The sequence below is a fragment of the Chitinophaga nivalis genome (assembly GCF_025989125.1).
Classification (GTDB): Bacteria; Bacteroidota; Bacteroidia; order Chitinophagales; family Chitinophagaceae; genus Chitinophaga; species Chitinophaga nivalis.
Map to the genome: position 1 here is coordinate 3,277,829 of NZ_JAPDNR010000001.1, position 13,953 is coordinate 3,291,781.

General features: G+C 48.4%; 15 protein-coding genes. 13 read left to right on the forward strand and 2 right to left on the reverse strand.

Annotation, left to right across the window (positions count from 1 at the left end):
• The first annotated feature begins 27 nt into the window (after positions 1–27).
• The 3 genes from OL444_RS13425 (at position 28) to OL444_RS13435 (ending at position 2,134) form a co-directional block, all read left to right on the forward strand.
• Positions 28–915 carry an AraC family transcriptional regulator gene (locus tag OL444_RS13425; protein ID WP_264732682.1) on the forward strand — a complete coding sequence of 296 codons (888 nt, stop codon included), beginning with the start codon at positions 28–30 and terminating at the stop codon, positions 913–915.
• A 54-nt stretch (positions 916–969) separates the two neighbouring features.
• Positions 970–1,239: an ArsR/SmtB family transcription factor gene (locus OL444_RS13430; protein WP_264732681.1), complete on the forward strand. Its 270-nt coding sequence runs from the start codon at positions 970–972 to the stop codon at positions 1,237–1,239.
• Positions 1,240–1,372: 133 nt separating this feature from the next.
• Complete coding sequence (locus OL444_RS13435; protein ID WP_264732680.1) at positions 1,373–2,134, forward strand: glucose 1-dehydrogenase; 762 nt, start codon at positions 1,373–1,375, stop codon at positions 2,132–2,134.
• A 331-nt stretch (positions 2,135–2,465) separates the two neighbouring features.
• Here OL444_RS13435 and OL444_RS13440 read toward each other — a convergent pair whose 3' ends face one another.
• Entirely contained in the window at positions 2,466–3,893 is a 1,428-nt protein-coding gene (locus OL444_RS13440) for an aminotransferase-like domain-containing protein (RefSeq protein ID WP_264732679.1), read from the reverse strand.
• A 68-nt stretch (positions 3,894–3,961) separates the two neighbouring features.
• Complete coding sequence (locus tag OL444_RS13445) at positions 3,962–5,392, reverse strand: aminotransferase-like domain-containing protein (protein ID WP_264732678.1); 1,431 nt, start codon at positions 5,390–5,392, stop codon at positions 3,962–3,964.
• 132 nt (positions 5,393–5,524) lie between these two features.
• Here OL444_RS13445 and OL444_RS13450 point away from each other — a divergent pair, with 132 nt between their 5' ends.
• The 10 genes from OL444_RS13450 (at position 5,525) to OL444_RS13495 (ending at position 13,953) form a co-directional block, all read left to right on the forward strand.
• The gene (locus tag OL444_RS13450; protein ID WP_264732677.1) at positions 5,525–5,962 is read left to right on the forward strand and encodes a carboxymuconolactone decarboxylase family protein; all 438 of its coding nucleotides are present in this window, start codon (positions 5,525–5,527) and stop codon (positions 5,960–5,962) included.
• Positions 5,963–6,101: 139 nt separating this feature from the next.
• A complete protein-coding gene (locus tag OL444_RS13455; RefSeq protein WP_264732676.1) occupies positions 6,102–7,010 on the forward strand; it encodes a DNA-3-methyladenine glycosylase family protein in 909 nt (302 codons plus the stop codon).
• 9 nt (positions 7,011–7,019) lie between these two features.
• A complete protein-coding gene (locus tag OL444_RS13460; protein ID WP_264732675.1) occupies positions 7,020–7,502 on the forward strand; it encodes a methylated-DNA--[protein]-cysteine S-methyltransferase in 483 nt (160 codons plus the stop codon).
• Between the two features lie 157 nt (positions 7,503–7,659).
• On the forward strand, positions 7,660–9,069 hold the full coding sequence (locus tag OL444_RS13465) for a pyridoxal phosphate-dependent decarboxylase family protein (RefSeq protein WP_264732674.1): 1,410 nt from the start codon (positions 7,660–7,662) through the stop codon (positions 9,067–9,069).
• Between the two features lies 1 nt (position 9,070).
• Positions 9,071–9,994, forward strand: coding sequence for an EamA family transporter (locus tag OL444_RS13470; RefSeq protein WP_264732673.1), 924 nt, complete (start codon positions 9,071–9,073; stop codon positions 9,992–9,994).
• A 147-nt stretch (positions 9,995–10,141) separates the two neighbouring features.
• Positions 10,142–10,582, forward strand: coding sequence for a GNAT family N-acetyltransferase (locus OL444_RS13475; RefSeq protein ID WP_264732672.1), 441 nt, complete (start codon positions 10,142–10,144; stop codon positions 10,580–10,582).
• Positions 10,583–10,607: 25 nt separating this feature from the next.
• Complete coding sequence (locus OL444_RS13480) at positions 10,608–11,171, forward strand: NUDIX domain-containing protein (RefSeq protein ID WP_264732671.1); 564 nt, start codon at positions 10,608–10,610, stop codon at positions 11,169–11,171.
• A gap of 20 nt (positions 11,172–11,191) precedes the next feature.
• Positions 11,192–12,004 (forward strand): 23S rRNA (guanosine(2251)-2'-O)-methyltransferase RlmB, encoded by an 813-nt coding sequence (gene rlmB / locus OL444_RS13485; protein WP_264732670.1) that lies wholly within the window; start codon positions 11,192–11,194, stop codon positions 12,002–12,004.
• A gap of 113 nt (positions 12,005–12,117) precedes the next feature.
• Entirely contained in the window at positions 12,118–12,969 is an 852-nt protein-coding gene (locus OL444_RS13490) for a hydroxymethylglutaryl-CoA lyase (protein WP_264732669.1), read from the forward strand.
• A gap of 9 nt (positions 12,970–12,978) precedes the next feature.
• Positions 12,979–13,953, forward strand: a complete 975-nt coding sequence (locus tag OL444_RS13495; RefSeq protein ID WP_264732668.1) for a GSCFA domain-containing protein — start codon at positions 12,979–12,981, stop codon at positions 13,951–13,953.

Here is a 13,953-nt window from a genome sequence, read left to right on the forward strand (position 1 = left end):
GGGGTTTCTGTTGTAATTTTGGAGGTTATGGGCGTACGGAATTTATACAGACCGTTTGAAATGGTGCAGGCAGATCTGGAAAGCTGGAGTAACCAGCCGATGACCTATCATTTCTTTGAGATCATCCATATCCAGGAGGGCAGTGGTATCCGGGTGGTGAATCAAAACCGGTTCCCTTACCGGAAAGGCAGCGTTTTTTTATTTACGCCGCGGGATTGCCGCGGATTTGAAGTGACTACTCCCACCCGTTTTATATCGGTCAGATTTTCAGATTTATTTGTAGGACAGTGTACGGCTACCGCAGAGCGGGCACGTATCGGAGAATGGCTGAAACAACTGGAATATCTCTTTTTCAATCATAACAAGCAGGAAGAATTACTGATCAAACAGCCGGGAGATTGTAAGATGATTGCTTCGCTGATGAGTAATATGCTGACAGAATACGAACAGAAACCTGCTTACTACGAAAGTAACCTGCAGTATTTTGTGACGTTGTTATTGAATATTGTTGCACGGAATGTGTCGGGAGACAGTAGCCGGAATGAGAAAACGGATAGTGAGCCGCTGATCAGCCGCATGGTCACCCATATCAAGCAGCAGATTTATTACCCGCAGGAATTGAAACTGGAATTTCTGGCAACGAAGTTTAACCTGTCTGCCAATTATGTGGGAGAATATTTCAAGAAACAGACGGGGGAGAGTCTGCAGCAGTTTATTATTTGCTATAAACTGAACCTGGTGGAGCTACGGGTGTCCTATAGTGACCTGACCATCGGAGAGATCGCCTATGAGCTGGGATTCACGGATGAAAGCCATTTAAGCCGTTTATTTAAGAAATACTTTGGTATGAGTCCGGCGATGTTCCGGAAACAACGAAAAGAACAGCAGGCGCATCCGGAAATAGGGGTGCGGTAAAAAAAAAAACATCGATATATTTCTATATTTCAAAAAAAGTACTAATTTTGTTTCATGGATGCAGCAGTTATTGAAAAAGCAGCAAATGCCATCGCAGATAAGCATCGGTTGAATATTATCATGGAAGTGGCGAAGAAGGGAAAGCTTGTTTGTGGCGATGTTTGTGACTTTACATGTTTGTCGCAGCCAACGGTTTCTCACCATGTGAAGATATTAGTAGACAGCGGTGTGTTAAACTCCGCTAAGAACGGCAGGATAGTAGAATTAACGCTGAACAGGGAAATGATGAAACAGTTGTCTATGTTCTTTTTACAGTTAAGCTGAGGTGCTACCGGGCGGGTTATCATCAGCTTTTTTTGTGGGAAAAAATATTCAATTGTTTAAATTAATGAATCTATAGAGGAAATTTTCTCTATTTTTTTTGAAACTATATATTGATTATCTTAAATAAATCAAAATGGCATTACTCGCAAATAAAACGGCAGTTATTACAGGAGGCAACAGCGGCATCGGCTATGCAACAGCAGCAGATTTTTTGGAGAAAGGAGCAAAGGTGTTGATTACAGGACGTAAACCGGATGCAGTACAACGGGCTGTACATGATCTGGGCAATGCGGCGGAAGGTTTTACAGCAGACCAATCCAGCCTGGAAGACGCGAAGAAACTGGCAGCGTATGTACATAGCCGTTATGGAAAAATTGATATTCTTTTTGTCAATGCAGGAGTGGGCAAATTTGTACCATTGGAATCGGCAACAGAAGCGGAGTTCGATGAAATTATGGATATCAATTTCAAGGGCGCATTTTTTACCGTGCAGGCGCTGTTGCCTTTACTGAATGAAGGGGGAACCATTATTCTGCTGTCTTCCATCAATGCTTACCTGGGCATGCCGGGAGCTGCTATATATGGCGCCAGCAAAGCCGCATTGAATTCACTGGGCCGGACGCTGGCCAGAGAACTGGCGCCCCGGAAGATCCGGGTGAACATCGTCAACCCAGGGCCGGTAGATACCCCGATTTTCTCCAAAACGGGTGTACCGGAGGAAGAAGCAAAAGCCATGCAGGCTAAAGTAGTCAGTGGTGTGCCGGTGGGCAGAATAGGCAGACCGGAAGAAGTAGCCAGACTGGTGTCCTTCCTGGCTTCTGACGAGGCTACCTACATCAACGGTGGAGAATATACTATAGACGGAGGTGCTTTAGTGCATCCGTTGATCCTTTAATATATAGTTTCCTAAGCGGCGCGGTATCCTGCACTTATGCTAGCCAATGCAGGGTGTCCGCCGCACAGGACAAAAGAGACTTCTTTTTTTGATTTACAGTTACAGGTGTTTAGGAATTGTTGTAAACCCCAAAGCTAATTTAGACTGGCACTACGAATAGACGAGGATTCAACGGTTAAACCATGAAGCAATACACATCGCCTCTTCCGGAAGATTTTAGCGGATACGTTCTGCATTTATCTTCCGGAAGAGGCGATGTTCGTATATACGTTGACGTTGATAGCATCACCATCTTTGATGATCGTAAAGGGGACTGATAATGGCCGGTCCGTCAGCTGATTTTACGAATCAGTTTTCCCAGTGTTTTTAACCCTTCGTCGATGGATTTACTCCAGGGATTGCCGAAGCTGAGACGAAAACAGTTGTTGTACCGGTTTTGCAGGGAGAAGATCCTGCCCGGGCAGATACTGATTTTATGTTTCAGCGCCTGCTGGAACAGTTCAAACGTATTGACGTGATCTTCCAGTTCAATCCATAGTACACAGCCACCTTGCGGGCGTGAGATGCGGCTGGTGTCCGGGAAGTATTCGCTGATAGCCTGCGAATACCGCAGACACTGGGTATGCATGATTTTCCGCAGGTTCCGGAGGTGGTGTTCATAACGGCCTATTTCCAGAAAGTGCCCTACCGCTGCCTGTGGGAGGGAAGAGCAGGCGATGGAATGATTCTGTTTCAGGAGCAGCACCTTTTCCTTGTATTTGCCTGGCATGGTCCATCCTACGCGGTATCCGGGTGCGAGTGTTTTGGAGAAGGAGTTACATAACAGTACGTGTCCGTGTTTATCGAACGTTTTGCAGTTAGCCGGCCGTTCTTTGCCAAAGTAAAGATCCCCGTAGATATCGTCTTCAATGAGGGCGATATCATGTTTTACAATGATGCTGACCAGTTCCTTTTTATTTTTATCGGGTACACAGGCGCCCATTGGATTGTTGAAGTTGGTGGAAAACAGGCATGCCCTGATTTTATGCCGGGGAATGGCTTTGTCGAGGTAGTCGAGGTCTACACCGGTGACAGGATGCGTGGGTACTTCCAGCACTTTCAGGTTCAAACTTTCGGCCAGTTGCAGGGCGCCGTAGTAGGCGGGGCTTTCCACGGCAATGGTATCGCCGGGCTGCGTAGTAGCTGCGAGACAGAGTGTGAGGGCATCCATACAACCGCTGGTGGTAATCACATCATCGGCGGTAAAGGTACTACCCCAGCTGAGCGCTATGCGGGCTATTTGTCCGCGCAGCAATTCATTCCCCTGGAGGGGTTCATAACCGATGCCACCGGCATGTAACTGCCGCATAGCATGGATAACGGCTTTGCTCATCTTGGCTGCCGGCAGGATCTGTACCGGCGGTGTAGCCACGGAAAATTTAAGGATATCCTCCCGGTTCATATGATTGAACACTTCCATCACCATATCATTCACGGTGGCTTCTGAGGCCTTTTTAACCGGCTGGCAGGTGTCGGGCATGGGTGGCATGCGTCGCGTATTGAAACGGATGTAATAGCCCGATTTAGGCCTGGATTCAATGAGGCCTTTGGCTTCCAGGTGGTAATAGGCCTGGAAGGCGGTGGTCATGCTGATACCCTGCTGTCTACTCAGCATACGTACCGACGGCAGTTTTTCGCCGATTTTCATGACTTCCTTTTCAATCAGCTGTTCTATATTATCGGCTACCTGGAGGTAGAGATGATCGGCAGTTTTTAACATGGCATTCAATATCTGATCTGGTCAAAATTAATAAAACGGCATCTGTTTATACTGATTTTTTTATACCGTTATTTTAACTGTTGATGAATGAGTTTTCCCAGCAGTTGTAAAGCCCAGATTTGGTCTTCATTGACCGGATTACTCCCGGAAAGCCGCAGGCAGTGATGGTATTTATCCTGGCTGGAGAAGAGGCCGCCGGGTGTAAAGGTAAAATGATGTGTCATTGCCTGGCGGTGCAGCAGGCGGGTATCTACGCGGGACGGCAATACTACCCAGGAGCTGATACCGCCACCCGGGCGGGTGAGCTGCGTGTCGGCCGGAAAACATTGTTGCACAATTCTGGCTACCTGCATCATTTGTGTATGAATGGTTTGGCGCAGGGTTTTCAGGTGCAGGTCCATCCGTTGCTGTTCCAGGAAGTTGGTGATGAGTAGCTGTGGCAGCAGGCCGGTACTGGCAGATGTCATGAATTTGAGGCGGGCTATTTTATCGTGGTAGCGGCCACCTGTAATCCAGCCGATGCGCAGGCCGGGTGCAATGGTTTTGGAGAAGGAAGAACAATATAATACGAGTCCGTCGCGGTCATAGGTTTTAATGGTTTTGGGCCGTTCCGGTGCAAAGTGCAGATCGCCATATACATCGTCTTCAATCAACGGGATCTGGTATTGCTGCAGCAACAGTGCCAGCTGCGCCTTATGACTGTCGGGCATGCAGCTGCCCAGTGGGTTATTATAATTGGTGGTAAAAAGACAAGCCTGTACTTTTTTCTTGCGGAAAGCATGTTCCAGTTTATCCAGACTAACACCGGTAGCCGGATCGGTAGGGATTTCCAGGGCTTTCATGCCCAGGCTTTCTATGGCCTGCAGCAATCCGAAGAAAGTAGGCGATTCAATGGCGATGGTATCGCCGGCTTTGGCGACGGCCCGCAAAGCCAGTCCCGCGCCTTCTATAGCGCCGTTGGTGACGACAATCTGTTCCGGATGAAGGGCGCCGCCCCAATGCAACGATAGCCGGGCGATATGCCGCCGCAGCGGCTCGTGGCCGATGAGATCTCCGTAGGGCAAATAAGCCGTAGTATGGGAGCGGGCGATCTGTTGCAGCGCTTTGTTGAGCTTCAGGGTAGGCAGCAGGGAAATATGCGGTGATTCTCCGATCAGCGAAATGAACTTTTTGCCTTTCTGCTTTTGTAAAAACATTTCTACCTGATCATATATCCGCACTTCTGCCGCCATCGGCGACGGATTGGTGACCGGTGGTAACTGTGGCCGGATCGGCTGTGCATATTGTACAAAGTAACCTGATTTTTCCCGGGCGGTTACCCAGCCTCTTTTTTCCAGGTGGGTATATACCTGCAGCGCCGTGCTGATACTGATGCCGTGTTCTTTATGCAGCGATCTGACAGAAGGCAGTTTATCTCCGATAGCATACACGCCCTGATGGATCATGGTTTCTATCTTGTCGGCCAGCCGGAGGTATAAAAAGCGGTCGTTTTTTTTCATCTCCCTAAAGATAATCTGTTATGCTTGAAGTTGTCCTTTTCTGTATCTGTTTTGGTGTACCTTTTTGCCGTTATTTTGTGTCGTGCTACTATCAACAGCACCACTGTTTTTTCAGATAAAAAATATTTTCCTATGCAACAGCGAATGGATATCTCCAGTGTATTACCGGCAGGATTTAAAGCCATGAAAGAACTACAGGCTTTCCTGGATAACTGCGGATTGGATCACACCCTGGCAGAACTGATCAAAATACGGGCATCACAGATCAATGGCTGCGCCTTTTGTTTAAACATGCATACGGCAGATGCCCGTAAACATGGTGAAACAGAAAAACGCCTTTATAATCTGGCAGCCTGGCAGGAAGCACCTTTCTATACAGAAAAGGAAAGAGCTGCGCTGGCACTCACGGAAGCAGTCACCCTGTTGTCTGTTACCCGTGTACCAGACGACGTATATAACGCGGCAGCCGCTGTGTTTTCACAGGAAGAACTGGCCAAAGTGATTATGGCGATTGTGGTAATCAACTCCTGGAACCGCATCGTGGTAACTACCCGGCTGATACCGGAATAAATGTCCTGCCTGTCTTTTCCGGAAACGACACCCGCTTCCGGAAAAGGCCCTGGTGGGGGATGCTGCAGCAATAATTTTCATTCGCCTATAAAAGCAATAATCGGGCTTGTTGCATGTAAGGGTTTGATTAATTTTGTGCATGATCAGGCAGAAAATAAAGATACCGGTAAAAGATGCCACCAACTTTTCCTTTGCAGCATGCTTACCTTTCCTGGGCAGATCCGATAAGGAATGCCTGCATTATATACAGGGCGACAAATTGCTGAAGATGTTACTGGTAGCAGGTGAGCCGGTAGTGGTGGAAATTACAGCCGGTACCACTGCCGCATACCTGCAGGCCACTGTACTGGCTCCTGCCGGAGATCCCGTGCCGGAGCAACCCATCATCGATTATATTACACACTGGCTACACCTGGATGGTGTATTGCAACCTTTTTATGATTATACCCTCACAGATCCGTTGCTGAATGGGCTGGCACAGGCCTACCATGGCCTGCGGCTGGTAGGAATGCCGGATTTGTTTGAAGCCATCAGCTGGCCGATTATCGGACAACAGATTAACCTGACTTTCGCTTATACATTACGGCAACGTTTTATTACGCATTTCGGATACCATGCCCGGATCGGAGAAACAGATTTTTATCTGTATCCGCATCCGGCTGTTATCGCGGCGCTTACGCCGGAGCAGCTTACACCGATGCAGTTTTCCAGAAGTAAGGCATTATACCTGATTGCAACAGCCCGCGAGCTGGCAGAAGGCCGGCTCAGCGAATCGCAGCTCGCTGCCATGGACTATGAGGAGGCACGGGAACGGCTAATCGCACTGAAAGGTATTGGTAACTGGTCAGCCAACTATACCCTGATGAAGTATCGTCGTTTCCCGCAATCTGTGCTGCTGGAAGATGTGGGATTACAGAATGCCATCAAGGCCCGGTTGCAGCTGCCAGCCAAACCCACGATGGCCGAACTGCAACAGTATACGGCTCCCTGGAAAGAACACGCCGCTTACGCTACCTTTTACCTGTGGCGCTCTTTGTTGCCGCAATAATGATTGTACATGGAAACAATATATCATCTTCGTATAGACACGCCCGTTGGTCCGCTGCAGATCAGTGGTACGGCCACCTGTATCGGGGAAGTCACCTTTACGGAGGACCCGCCGGTAGATGTGGCGCCGCCGCCGGCTTTGCTGCTGGATTGTGCGCAGCAGTTGCTGGAATATTTCAAGGGTGACCGCAAAGTGTTTGACATCCCCATTGCCCAACCCGGTACTGCTTTTCAGCAAACAGTCTGGCAACAGTTACAGACGATTCCCTATGGACAAACGATTTCCTATCAACAGCTGGCCCATCGTATTCATAATCCCCGGAGTATCCGGGCAGTAGGTACTACCAATGGTAAAAACAGACTGGCCATCATTATACCCTGTCACCGGGTGATTGGCAGCGATGGTACCCTGATTGGCTATGGCGGCGGTTTGTGGCGAAAACGCTGGTTACTGGCACATGAACGTACAGACCTGTTTACGGGATTGTTATAATAATAGGATCATCTGCCTGCGAAAAAAAGAAACCTGTTTGGATGAAAATCTGATCTGGTCAAAATAAACAAAACTGCATCTGTTTTTTCCACTTTATTTATTGCAATTTTGTTGTTCATTCAGCAATCCAAAATATCCTATTTATTAACAACCAGGTATGGAGATGAAACTACAGGATGATCTGCAACAGACCGACCAGCTGTTGCAGCTGACCAAAGACTTTAGCAGTAAATTTTTAGCAGCCATAGATCAATTACCGGCCGATAAACAACCTGGGGAGCCTGTGCATTTGCCACTGCCGGTAGCTGGGATGGGTGGCGCTGCTACACTGGAATTATTCCAACAACAATATGGCGATGACCTGGCAGCTCCTGCAGGTCCCCGTTACTGGGGATTTGTCACCGGTGGCGTAACACCCGCGGCACTCATGGGCGACTGGATTACATCGGCCATGGATCTGAATTCATCGGATAAAAGCTCTGTCGCTTTTCATATAGAGCGGGAGACCATTACATTATTAAGATCGCTGTTGGGATTACCGGACGATTTCCTGGGGGCATTCGTTAGCGGTGCTACCATGGCTAACTTAACCGGACTGGCCATTGGCCGTCAGTGGCTGGGGCAACAACGTGGTATTGATATTGGTCGTGATGGTATGGCTGGTCTGCAAGACCTTCGGGTAGTATCGGCGCTGCCACACTCCAGTATCGGCAAAGCCTTATCCATGCTGGGGATGGGAAGAGATAATATTATCCGCCTGTCGGTACCGGATGACCGGGAATGTGTGGATATTGCCGCCTTGAAAAATTACCTGGAAGCCAACAAAGGCGTTCCTTTAATATATGTGGCCAACGCCGGTACCGTGAATACCGTAGACTTTGACGATATCGCGGCATTGGTGGCGCTGAAAAAAGAATATGGCTTCTGGTTGCACATCGATGCGGCATTCGGTGGATTTGCCGCCTGCAGCGATACTTACAAACATTTGCTGCAGGGTTGGGAAGCCGCAGACAGTATTACCATAGATGCCCACAAGTGGCTCAATGTACCGTACGATTCGGCGATGATTTTTTCCCGGCATCCCGATCTGCAGGTAGCCGTATTTCAAAATGCAGGTGCCGCTTATCTGGGCGATCCGGCGGCCAACTTTAATTTTATCAATTACATTCCGGAGAACTCGCGTCGCCTGCGTGCCCTGCCCGCCTGGTTTTCATTGATGGCCTATGGTAAAGAAGGATATAAGTGGCTGGTGGAAAATGATATTATCCTGGCTAAAGAGCTGGGCATGTTATTGCAGCAGGACAACACCTTCACCTTGCTGGCGCCGGTGCGTATGTGCGTGGTGTGCTTTACGCTGAATGTACCCGCTGCCTCCCGGGAGGCTGCCGTAGATGCTTTCCTGGAAGCATTGAACAGCAGTGGGGTGGTATGTATGACGCGTACGGTATATAAAGGCGTACCGGGTATCCGTGCGGCATTGGTTAACTGGAGAACAACTACTAAAGATGTATTGCTGGCCTATCATACGATGAAAGACCTGGCCGCAACCATCGTGAATCAATATTAATATGCGTAAATCACATACAAATGCCTACATCGCATTGGCGATTGTAAGCATTTTCTGGGGAACCACTTATCTGGCTTCCAGCGTAGGCGTCCGGTATATCCACGGCATGATGCTGGCAGGATTGCGACAGTCAAGCGCAGGGTTTTTAATTATCGGATTTTTTTTACTGAAAGGACACAAGCTGCCGGAGAAAATTGTGTTGTCGAAGTTATTTGTTATCGGACTATTGATGCTGTGCGGCAGTAACGGATTATTCACCTGGGCGATGCAATACATTCCCAGTGGACTGGGGGCTATCATTGCCGCCACGGTACCTATCTGGATTACGCTATTCAGTTATTTCCTGGTGCAGCGTACGCGGTTAAGTCTGCAGCTGATCATTGGGATGATACTGGGTTTCGGCGGTGTGGCCGGTATCTTCTATAACTATTTATCCAGCCTGGTGAATCCTGATTTTCAGTTTGGCATTTTCCTGTCTTTCTGCGCCTGTATTTTCTGGGCTTTGGGATCCGTGCTGACGGCCAAATGGGCGCTGAATGTAAATTATTTATACGGCGCCGGTTTCCAGATGTTTTTCAGCGGCGTGGTGATGCTGATCATTGCCACCCTGTTTATGGGACAACACCTGGATGCCGGCAGCTTTACCATTGAACTGTGGGAAAGCTTGCTGTACCTGGTGCTGGTAGGTTCTGTATTATCCTATTCGGCTTATGTATTTGCGCTGAATAATCTGCCGCCGGCACAGGCATCGGTATATGCCTATATCAATCCTATTGTAGCGGTGCTGCTGGGATGGTTGTTGCTGCATGAAAAACTGACCTGGTTAATGGGCCTTTGTTCCCTGGTAACAGTGGGAGGCGTATTCCTGGTCAACAATGCCTTTAATAAAAGTAAGCAGGCCTATCTGGCAGCTGCTAAACAATAATAGACGTTTTAGTAATAGCTAACGTTTTAAGGTAGAAGTAAAGAGTCAGATGCCCAGCCCGGTCTTTACCGGATCGGGCATCTTTTATTTTATACCGGAAAGCGCTACTTTTAAAGCTTATTGAATCTCTACGTAAATAATTATCTTATGAAAGCTATACGCGCAACCGAATTACATTTGAATGAAGTAGCTGTATTATTTGACGCCTATCGCAGTTTTTATGACCAGGCTCCGGATTATAAAGGCGCCCTGGCATTTATCGGCGAACGGATTGCATTGCAGGACAGTGTGATATTTGTGGCCATGGAAGGGGATGAAATTGTAGGATTTACACAACTGTATCCGATATTTACTTCCGTGGGTATGAAGCGTGGCTGGTTACTCAACGATCTCTATGTACTGGAATCCCACCGGGGCAAAGGTGCTGGTCGTACCCTGATAGATGCCGCAGCGGCTCATGGTCGGGATACGCAGGCCGCCTGGCTGATGTTGCAGACCTACATGACCAATACCGGCGCCCAGGCGCTGTATGAAGCCACCGGGTTTAAGAAAGATACCGACTCCTATTACTATTATCTGTCGCTGTAACCGGGCGATTTATTTACTTTGCAGCATGGATACATCAAAAAATCCCTGGACCATACACTCCAGGGAAATCCGCTACGATAATAACTGGATCAGCGTCTGGCACCATGAAGGCCTCAATCCCTCGGGGAACCCGGGGATTTATGGCGTGGTGCATTTTAAGAATCTGGCAGTAGGGGTCATTGCGCTCGATGATGAGATGAACATTTATCTGGTAGGACAGTTTCGCTTTCCTGTGAACCGTTTCAGCTGGGAGATTCCGGAAGGCGGCGGTCCATTGGGAGAAGAAGCACTGGATACCGCCAAAAGGGAATTACTGGAAGAAACCGGGCTGGTGGCCAGCCGGTGGGAAGAGATTGTGCAGCTGGATATGTCTAATTCCGTGAGTGATGAAACAGGCGTTGTGTTTCTGGCAAGAGGGCTGGAGCAACGTACGGCAGAGCCGGAAGATACGGAGGAGCTGCACCTGAAAAAAATACCTTTTGAAGAAGCCTACCGCATGGTGCAACGCTACGAAATCACCGATTCGCTGTCTGTTGCCGCCATACAAAAAGTGAAGCTGATGTTGTATGAAGGGGTATTAAATCAATAAACCCGTTACCTTTGCAGCACATGGAAAGAAAATACAACGCTTTCAAAGGAGAAAGAAAAGAAGGAGGCGGCCCGAAAAGGTACCCAACGCAGCGGCCTAAACAGTCTGCTATGATCATAGGCCGGCAGCCTGTAGTAGAAGCGCTCAACAGCGGCAAATCCATAGAACGGATCTTTTTACTCCGTTCTGCCACGGGAGATATTATCCCTCAGATCAAAGAAAAAGCATTTGCCAATAATATTCCCATCAATTATGTTCCGGTAGAAAAACTGAACGGCCTTACCCAGGCGAATCACCAGGGGTGTATCGCCATTGCCGGTAATGTCACCTACCTGGACCTGCAGGATGTGATCTCTCATGTGATTGAACAGGGAGAAACGCCGTTGTTCCTCATCCTGGACGGTATTACAGATGTACGTAATATTGGCGCCATTGCCCGTAGTGCCGTTTGTTGCGGTGCACAGGCTATCATCATCCCGGATAAAGGCATTGCCTCCCTCAATGAGGAAGCCGTTAAGTCCTCTGCCGGCGCCCTGGAAAAAATAGCCGTTTGCCGGGTCAATAGCCTGAACAAAGCCATCGATACCTTACATCTCAACGGGATTAAAGTAATGGCGAGTGAGATGGAAACGGAAACCAAACTCTACGACCTCGACCTGAAAGAACCAGTAGCTGTGATTATGGGTTCCGAAGACAAAGGCGTATATCCTTCCCTGATAAAAGCTTCCGATACCCTTTTCCGTATACCCATGGCCGGTAACTTTGAATCTTTCAATGTGGCTGTGGCGGCAGGAATTATTCTGTACGAAGCGTTGAAGCAAAGAACTATTTAATCAGGTTAAATACTGCTATACACATTTATGGGAAGATGATACCCTGTTATCTTCCCGTGAATGTGTATTTTCTTACGGCTTAATTCGTAATTTGTATTGCTTATAGTTTTTTTATGCTGAAACTTATAGAATGTCCCCGCGATGCCATGCAGGGCTGGCACAGGATGATCAGTACAGATGAGAAAGTAGAATACCTGAATGCCCTGCTGAAGGTAGGCTTTGATACCATCGATTTTGGCAGCTTTGTTTCGCCTAAAGCGATCCCGCAGCTGGCAGATACCAAAGACGTATTACCCCGGTTGCAGCTGGATGATACTGCGAGCAAACTGCTGGCGATTGTAGCGAATGTAAGAGGAGCAGAAGAAGCCATCATCTTTGATGAAATCAACTACCTGGGATTCCCGTTTTCCGTATCAGAAACCTTTCAGTTGCGGAATACCAATAAAACCATTGCGGAATCGCTGGAGCAGGTACAAACCATGCAGGAGCTTTGCCTCAAAAACAATAAAGAGCTGGTGGTATATATTTCCATGGGTTTTGGAAATCCTTACGGAGATCCTTACAGTCCGGAAATTGTATTGCAATGGGTAGAAGAGATGGTAAAGATGGAGATCAATACCATTTCCTTGGCAGATACCGTAGGGCTGGCCGATCCTGGTACCATTACCGCGCTCTTCAAACACCTCATTCCGGCTTATCCCGGGGTGGAAATCGGCGCTCATTTTCATGCTTCCCCCCAGAATTGGGAAACCAAAGTACTGGCCGCGTGGGAGCAGGGATGCAAGCGGTTCGACAGCTCCCTGAAAGGGATTGGCGGCTGCCCCATGGCAGAAGATGAACTGGTGGGCAACCTGGCTACGGAGCATTTGCTGGCATTCTGCGAGCAGCACCAGGAGCCGTTGTCGCTCAACCAGGCCGCTCTGCGGGAAGCGCAGCGCCTGGCAGATATCGTTTTTAAAGATTAACCATTATACATGCAGTTTCATTTGAGTTTCCCGGTAGAACCGCTGGAATCAGCGATCCGTTACAGCGACGAATTATTGCTGATGGGTTCCTGTTTTGCAGAAGAAATCGGGGAAAAATTACAGGAACACCGGTTTAATACGATTATTAATCCCAATGGTATCCTGTATAATCCATTAAGTATTACCAAAGCGCTCCATCACTATCTCGATGGAAAAGTATATACGCAGGAAGATCTTTTTCAGCATAATGATACCTGGCACAGCTGGGATCACCACAGTCGTTTTGCGGCAGTAACACCGGAGGCAACGCTGGACGCCATCAATACGGCGCATGCAGCGGCGGCACGCAGCCTGGAGCAGGCAGACTGGCTGATACTCACCCTGGGTTCCGCCCATGCCTATGTACTCAAGGAAAACAACCGGATGGTAGGTAACTGCCACAAAGTGCCGGCGGCGGCTTTTTATAAAAGAATGCTGACGGCAGATGAAGTGATCACGGCACTGGATAATGTGATGCACCGGCTGTTTTTCCGCAACCGGAAGATTAATATACTCTTCACCGTTAGTCCGGTGCGGTATATCCGCGATGGAGTGGTAGAAAATAACCTGAGTAAGGCCATCCTGCTGCAGGCCGTACATCACCTGGTGAATAAATTTAACCGGCTGTATTACTTCCCGGCTTATGAATTAGTATTGGATGATCTGCGCGATTATCGTTTTTATAAAGAAGACCTGGTACATCCCAACGCTACCGCTATCAACTACGTATGGGAACAGGTGGTAAAAGCCTGTATCCATCCGGATAGCCAGGCATTGCTACATACCATTGCTGAGATCAACCGGGCGGCCCATCACCGGCCTTTTAACCCGGAGAGCAGCCATCACCGGCAGTTTTTGCGCACCTATGCGGCAAAGGTAAAGCAGGTAATGGCCGATCATCCGCAGCTGGATATGCAGCCGCTGCTCACTTATTTTGAGCAGTAA

Coding starts and splice junctions, on each gene's coding strand:
- OL444_RS13490 (WP_264732669.1), top strand. CDS start 12,118: ATGCTGAAACTTATAGAATGTCCCCGCGATGCCATGCAGGGCTGGCAC.
- OL444_RS13475 (WP_264732672.1), top strand. CDS start 10,142: ATGAAAGCTATACGCGCAACCGAATTACATTTGAATGAAGTAGCTGTA.
- OL444_RS13480 (WP_264732671.1), top strand. CDS start 10,608: ATGGATACATCAAAAAATCCCTGGACCATACACTCCAGGGAAATCCGC.
- OL444_RS13495 (WP_264732668.1), top strand. CDS start 12,979: ATGCAGTTTCATTTGAGTTTCCCGGTAGAACCGCTGGAATCAGCGATC.
- OL444_RS13465 (WP_264732674.1), top strand. CDS start 7,660: ATGGAGATGAAACTACAGGATGATCTGCAACAGACCGACCAGCTGTTG.
- OL444_RS13440 (WP_264732679.1), bottom strand. CDS start 3,893: ATGTTAAAAACTGCCGATCATCTCTACCTCCAGGTAGCCGATAATATA.
- OL444_RS13470 (WP_264732673.1), top strand. CDS start 9,071: ATGCGTAAATCACATACAAATGCCTACATCGCATTGGCGATTGTAAGC.
- OL444_RS13460 (WP_264732675.1), top strand. CDS start 7,020: ATGGAAACAATATATCATCTTCGTATAGACACGCCCGTTGGTCCGCTG.
- OL444_RS13430 (WP_264732681.1), top strand. CDS start 970: ATGGATGCAGCAGTTATTGAAAAAGCAGCAAATGCCATCGCAGATAAG.
- OL444_RS13425 (WP_264732682.1), top strand. CDS start 28: ATGGGCGTACGGAATTTATACAGACCGTTTGAAATGGTGCAGGCAGAT.
- OL444_RS13450 (WP_264732677.1), top strand. CDS start 5,525: ATGCAACAGCGAATGGATATCTCCAGTGTATTACCGGCAGGATTTAAA.
- OL444_RS13445 (WP_264732678.1), bottom strand. CDS start 5,392: ATGAAAAAAAACGACCGCTTTTTATACCTCCGGCTGGCCGACAAGATA.
- OL444_RS13455 (WP_264732676.1), top strand. CDS start 6,102: ATGATCAGGCAGAAAATAAAGATACCGGTAAAAGATGCCACCAACTTT.
- rlmB (WP_264732670.1), top strand. CDS start 11,192: ATGGAAAGAAAATACAACGCTTTCAAAGGAGAAAGAAAAGAAGGAGGC.
- OL444_RS13435 (WP_264732680.1), top strand. CDS start 1,373: ATGGCATTACTCGCAAATAAAACGGCAGTTATTACAGGAGGCAACAGC.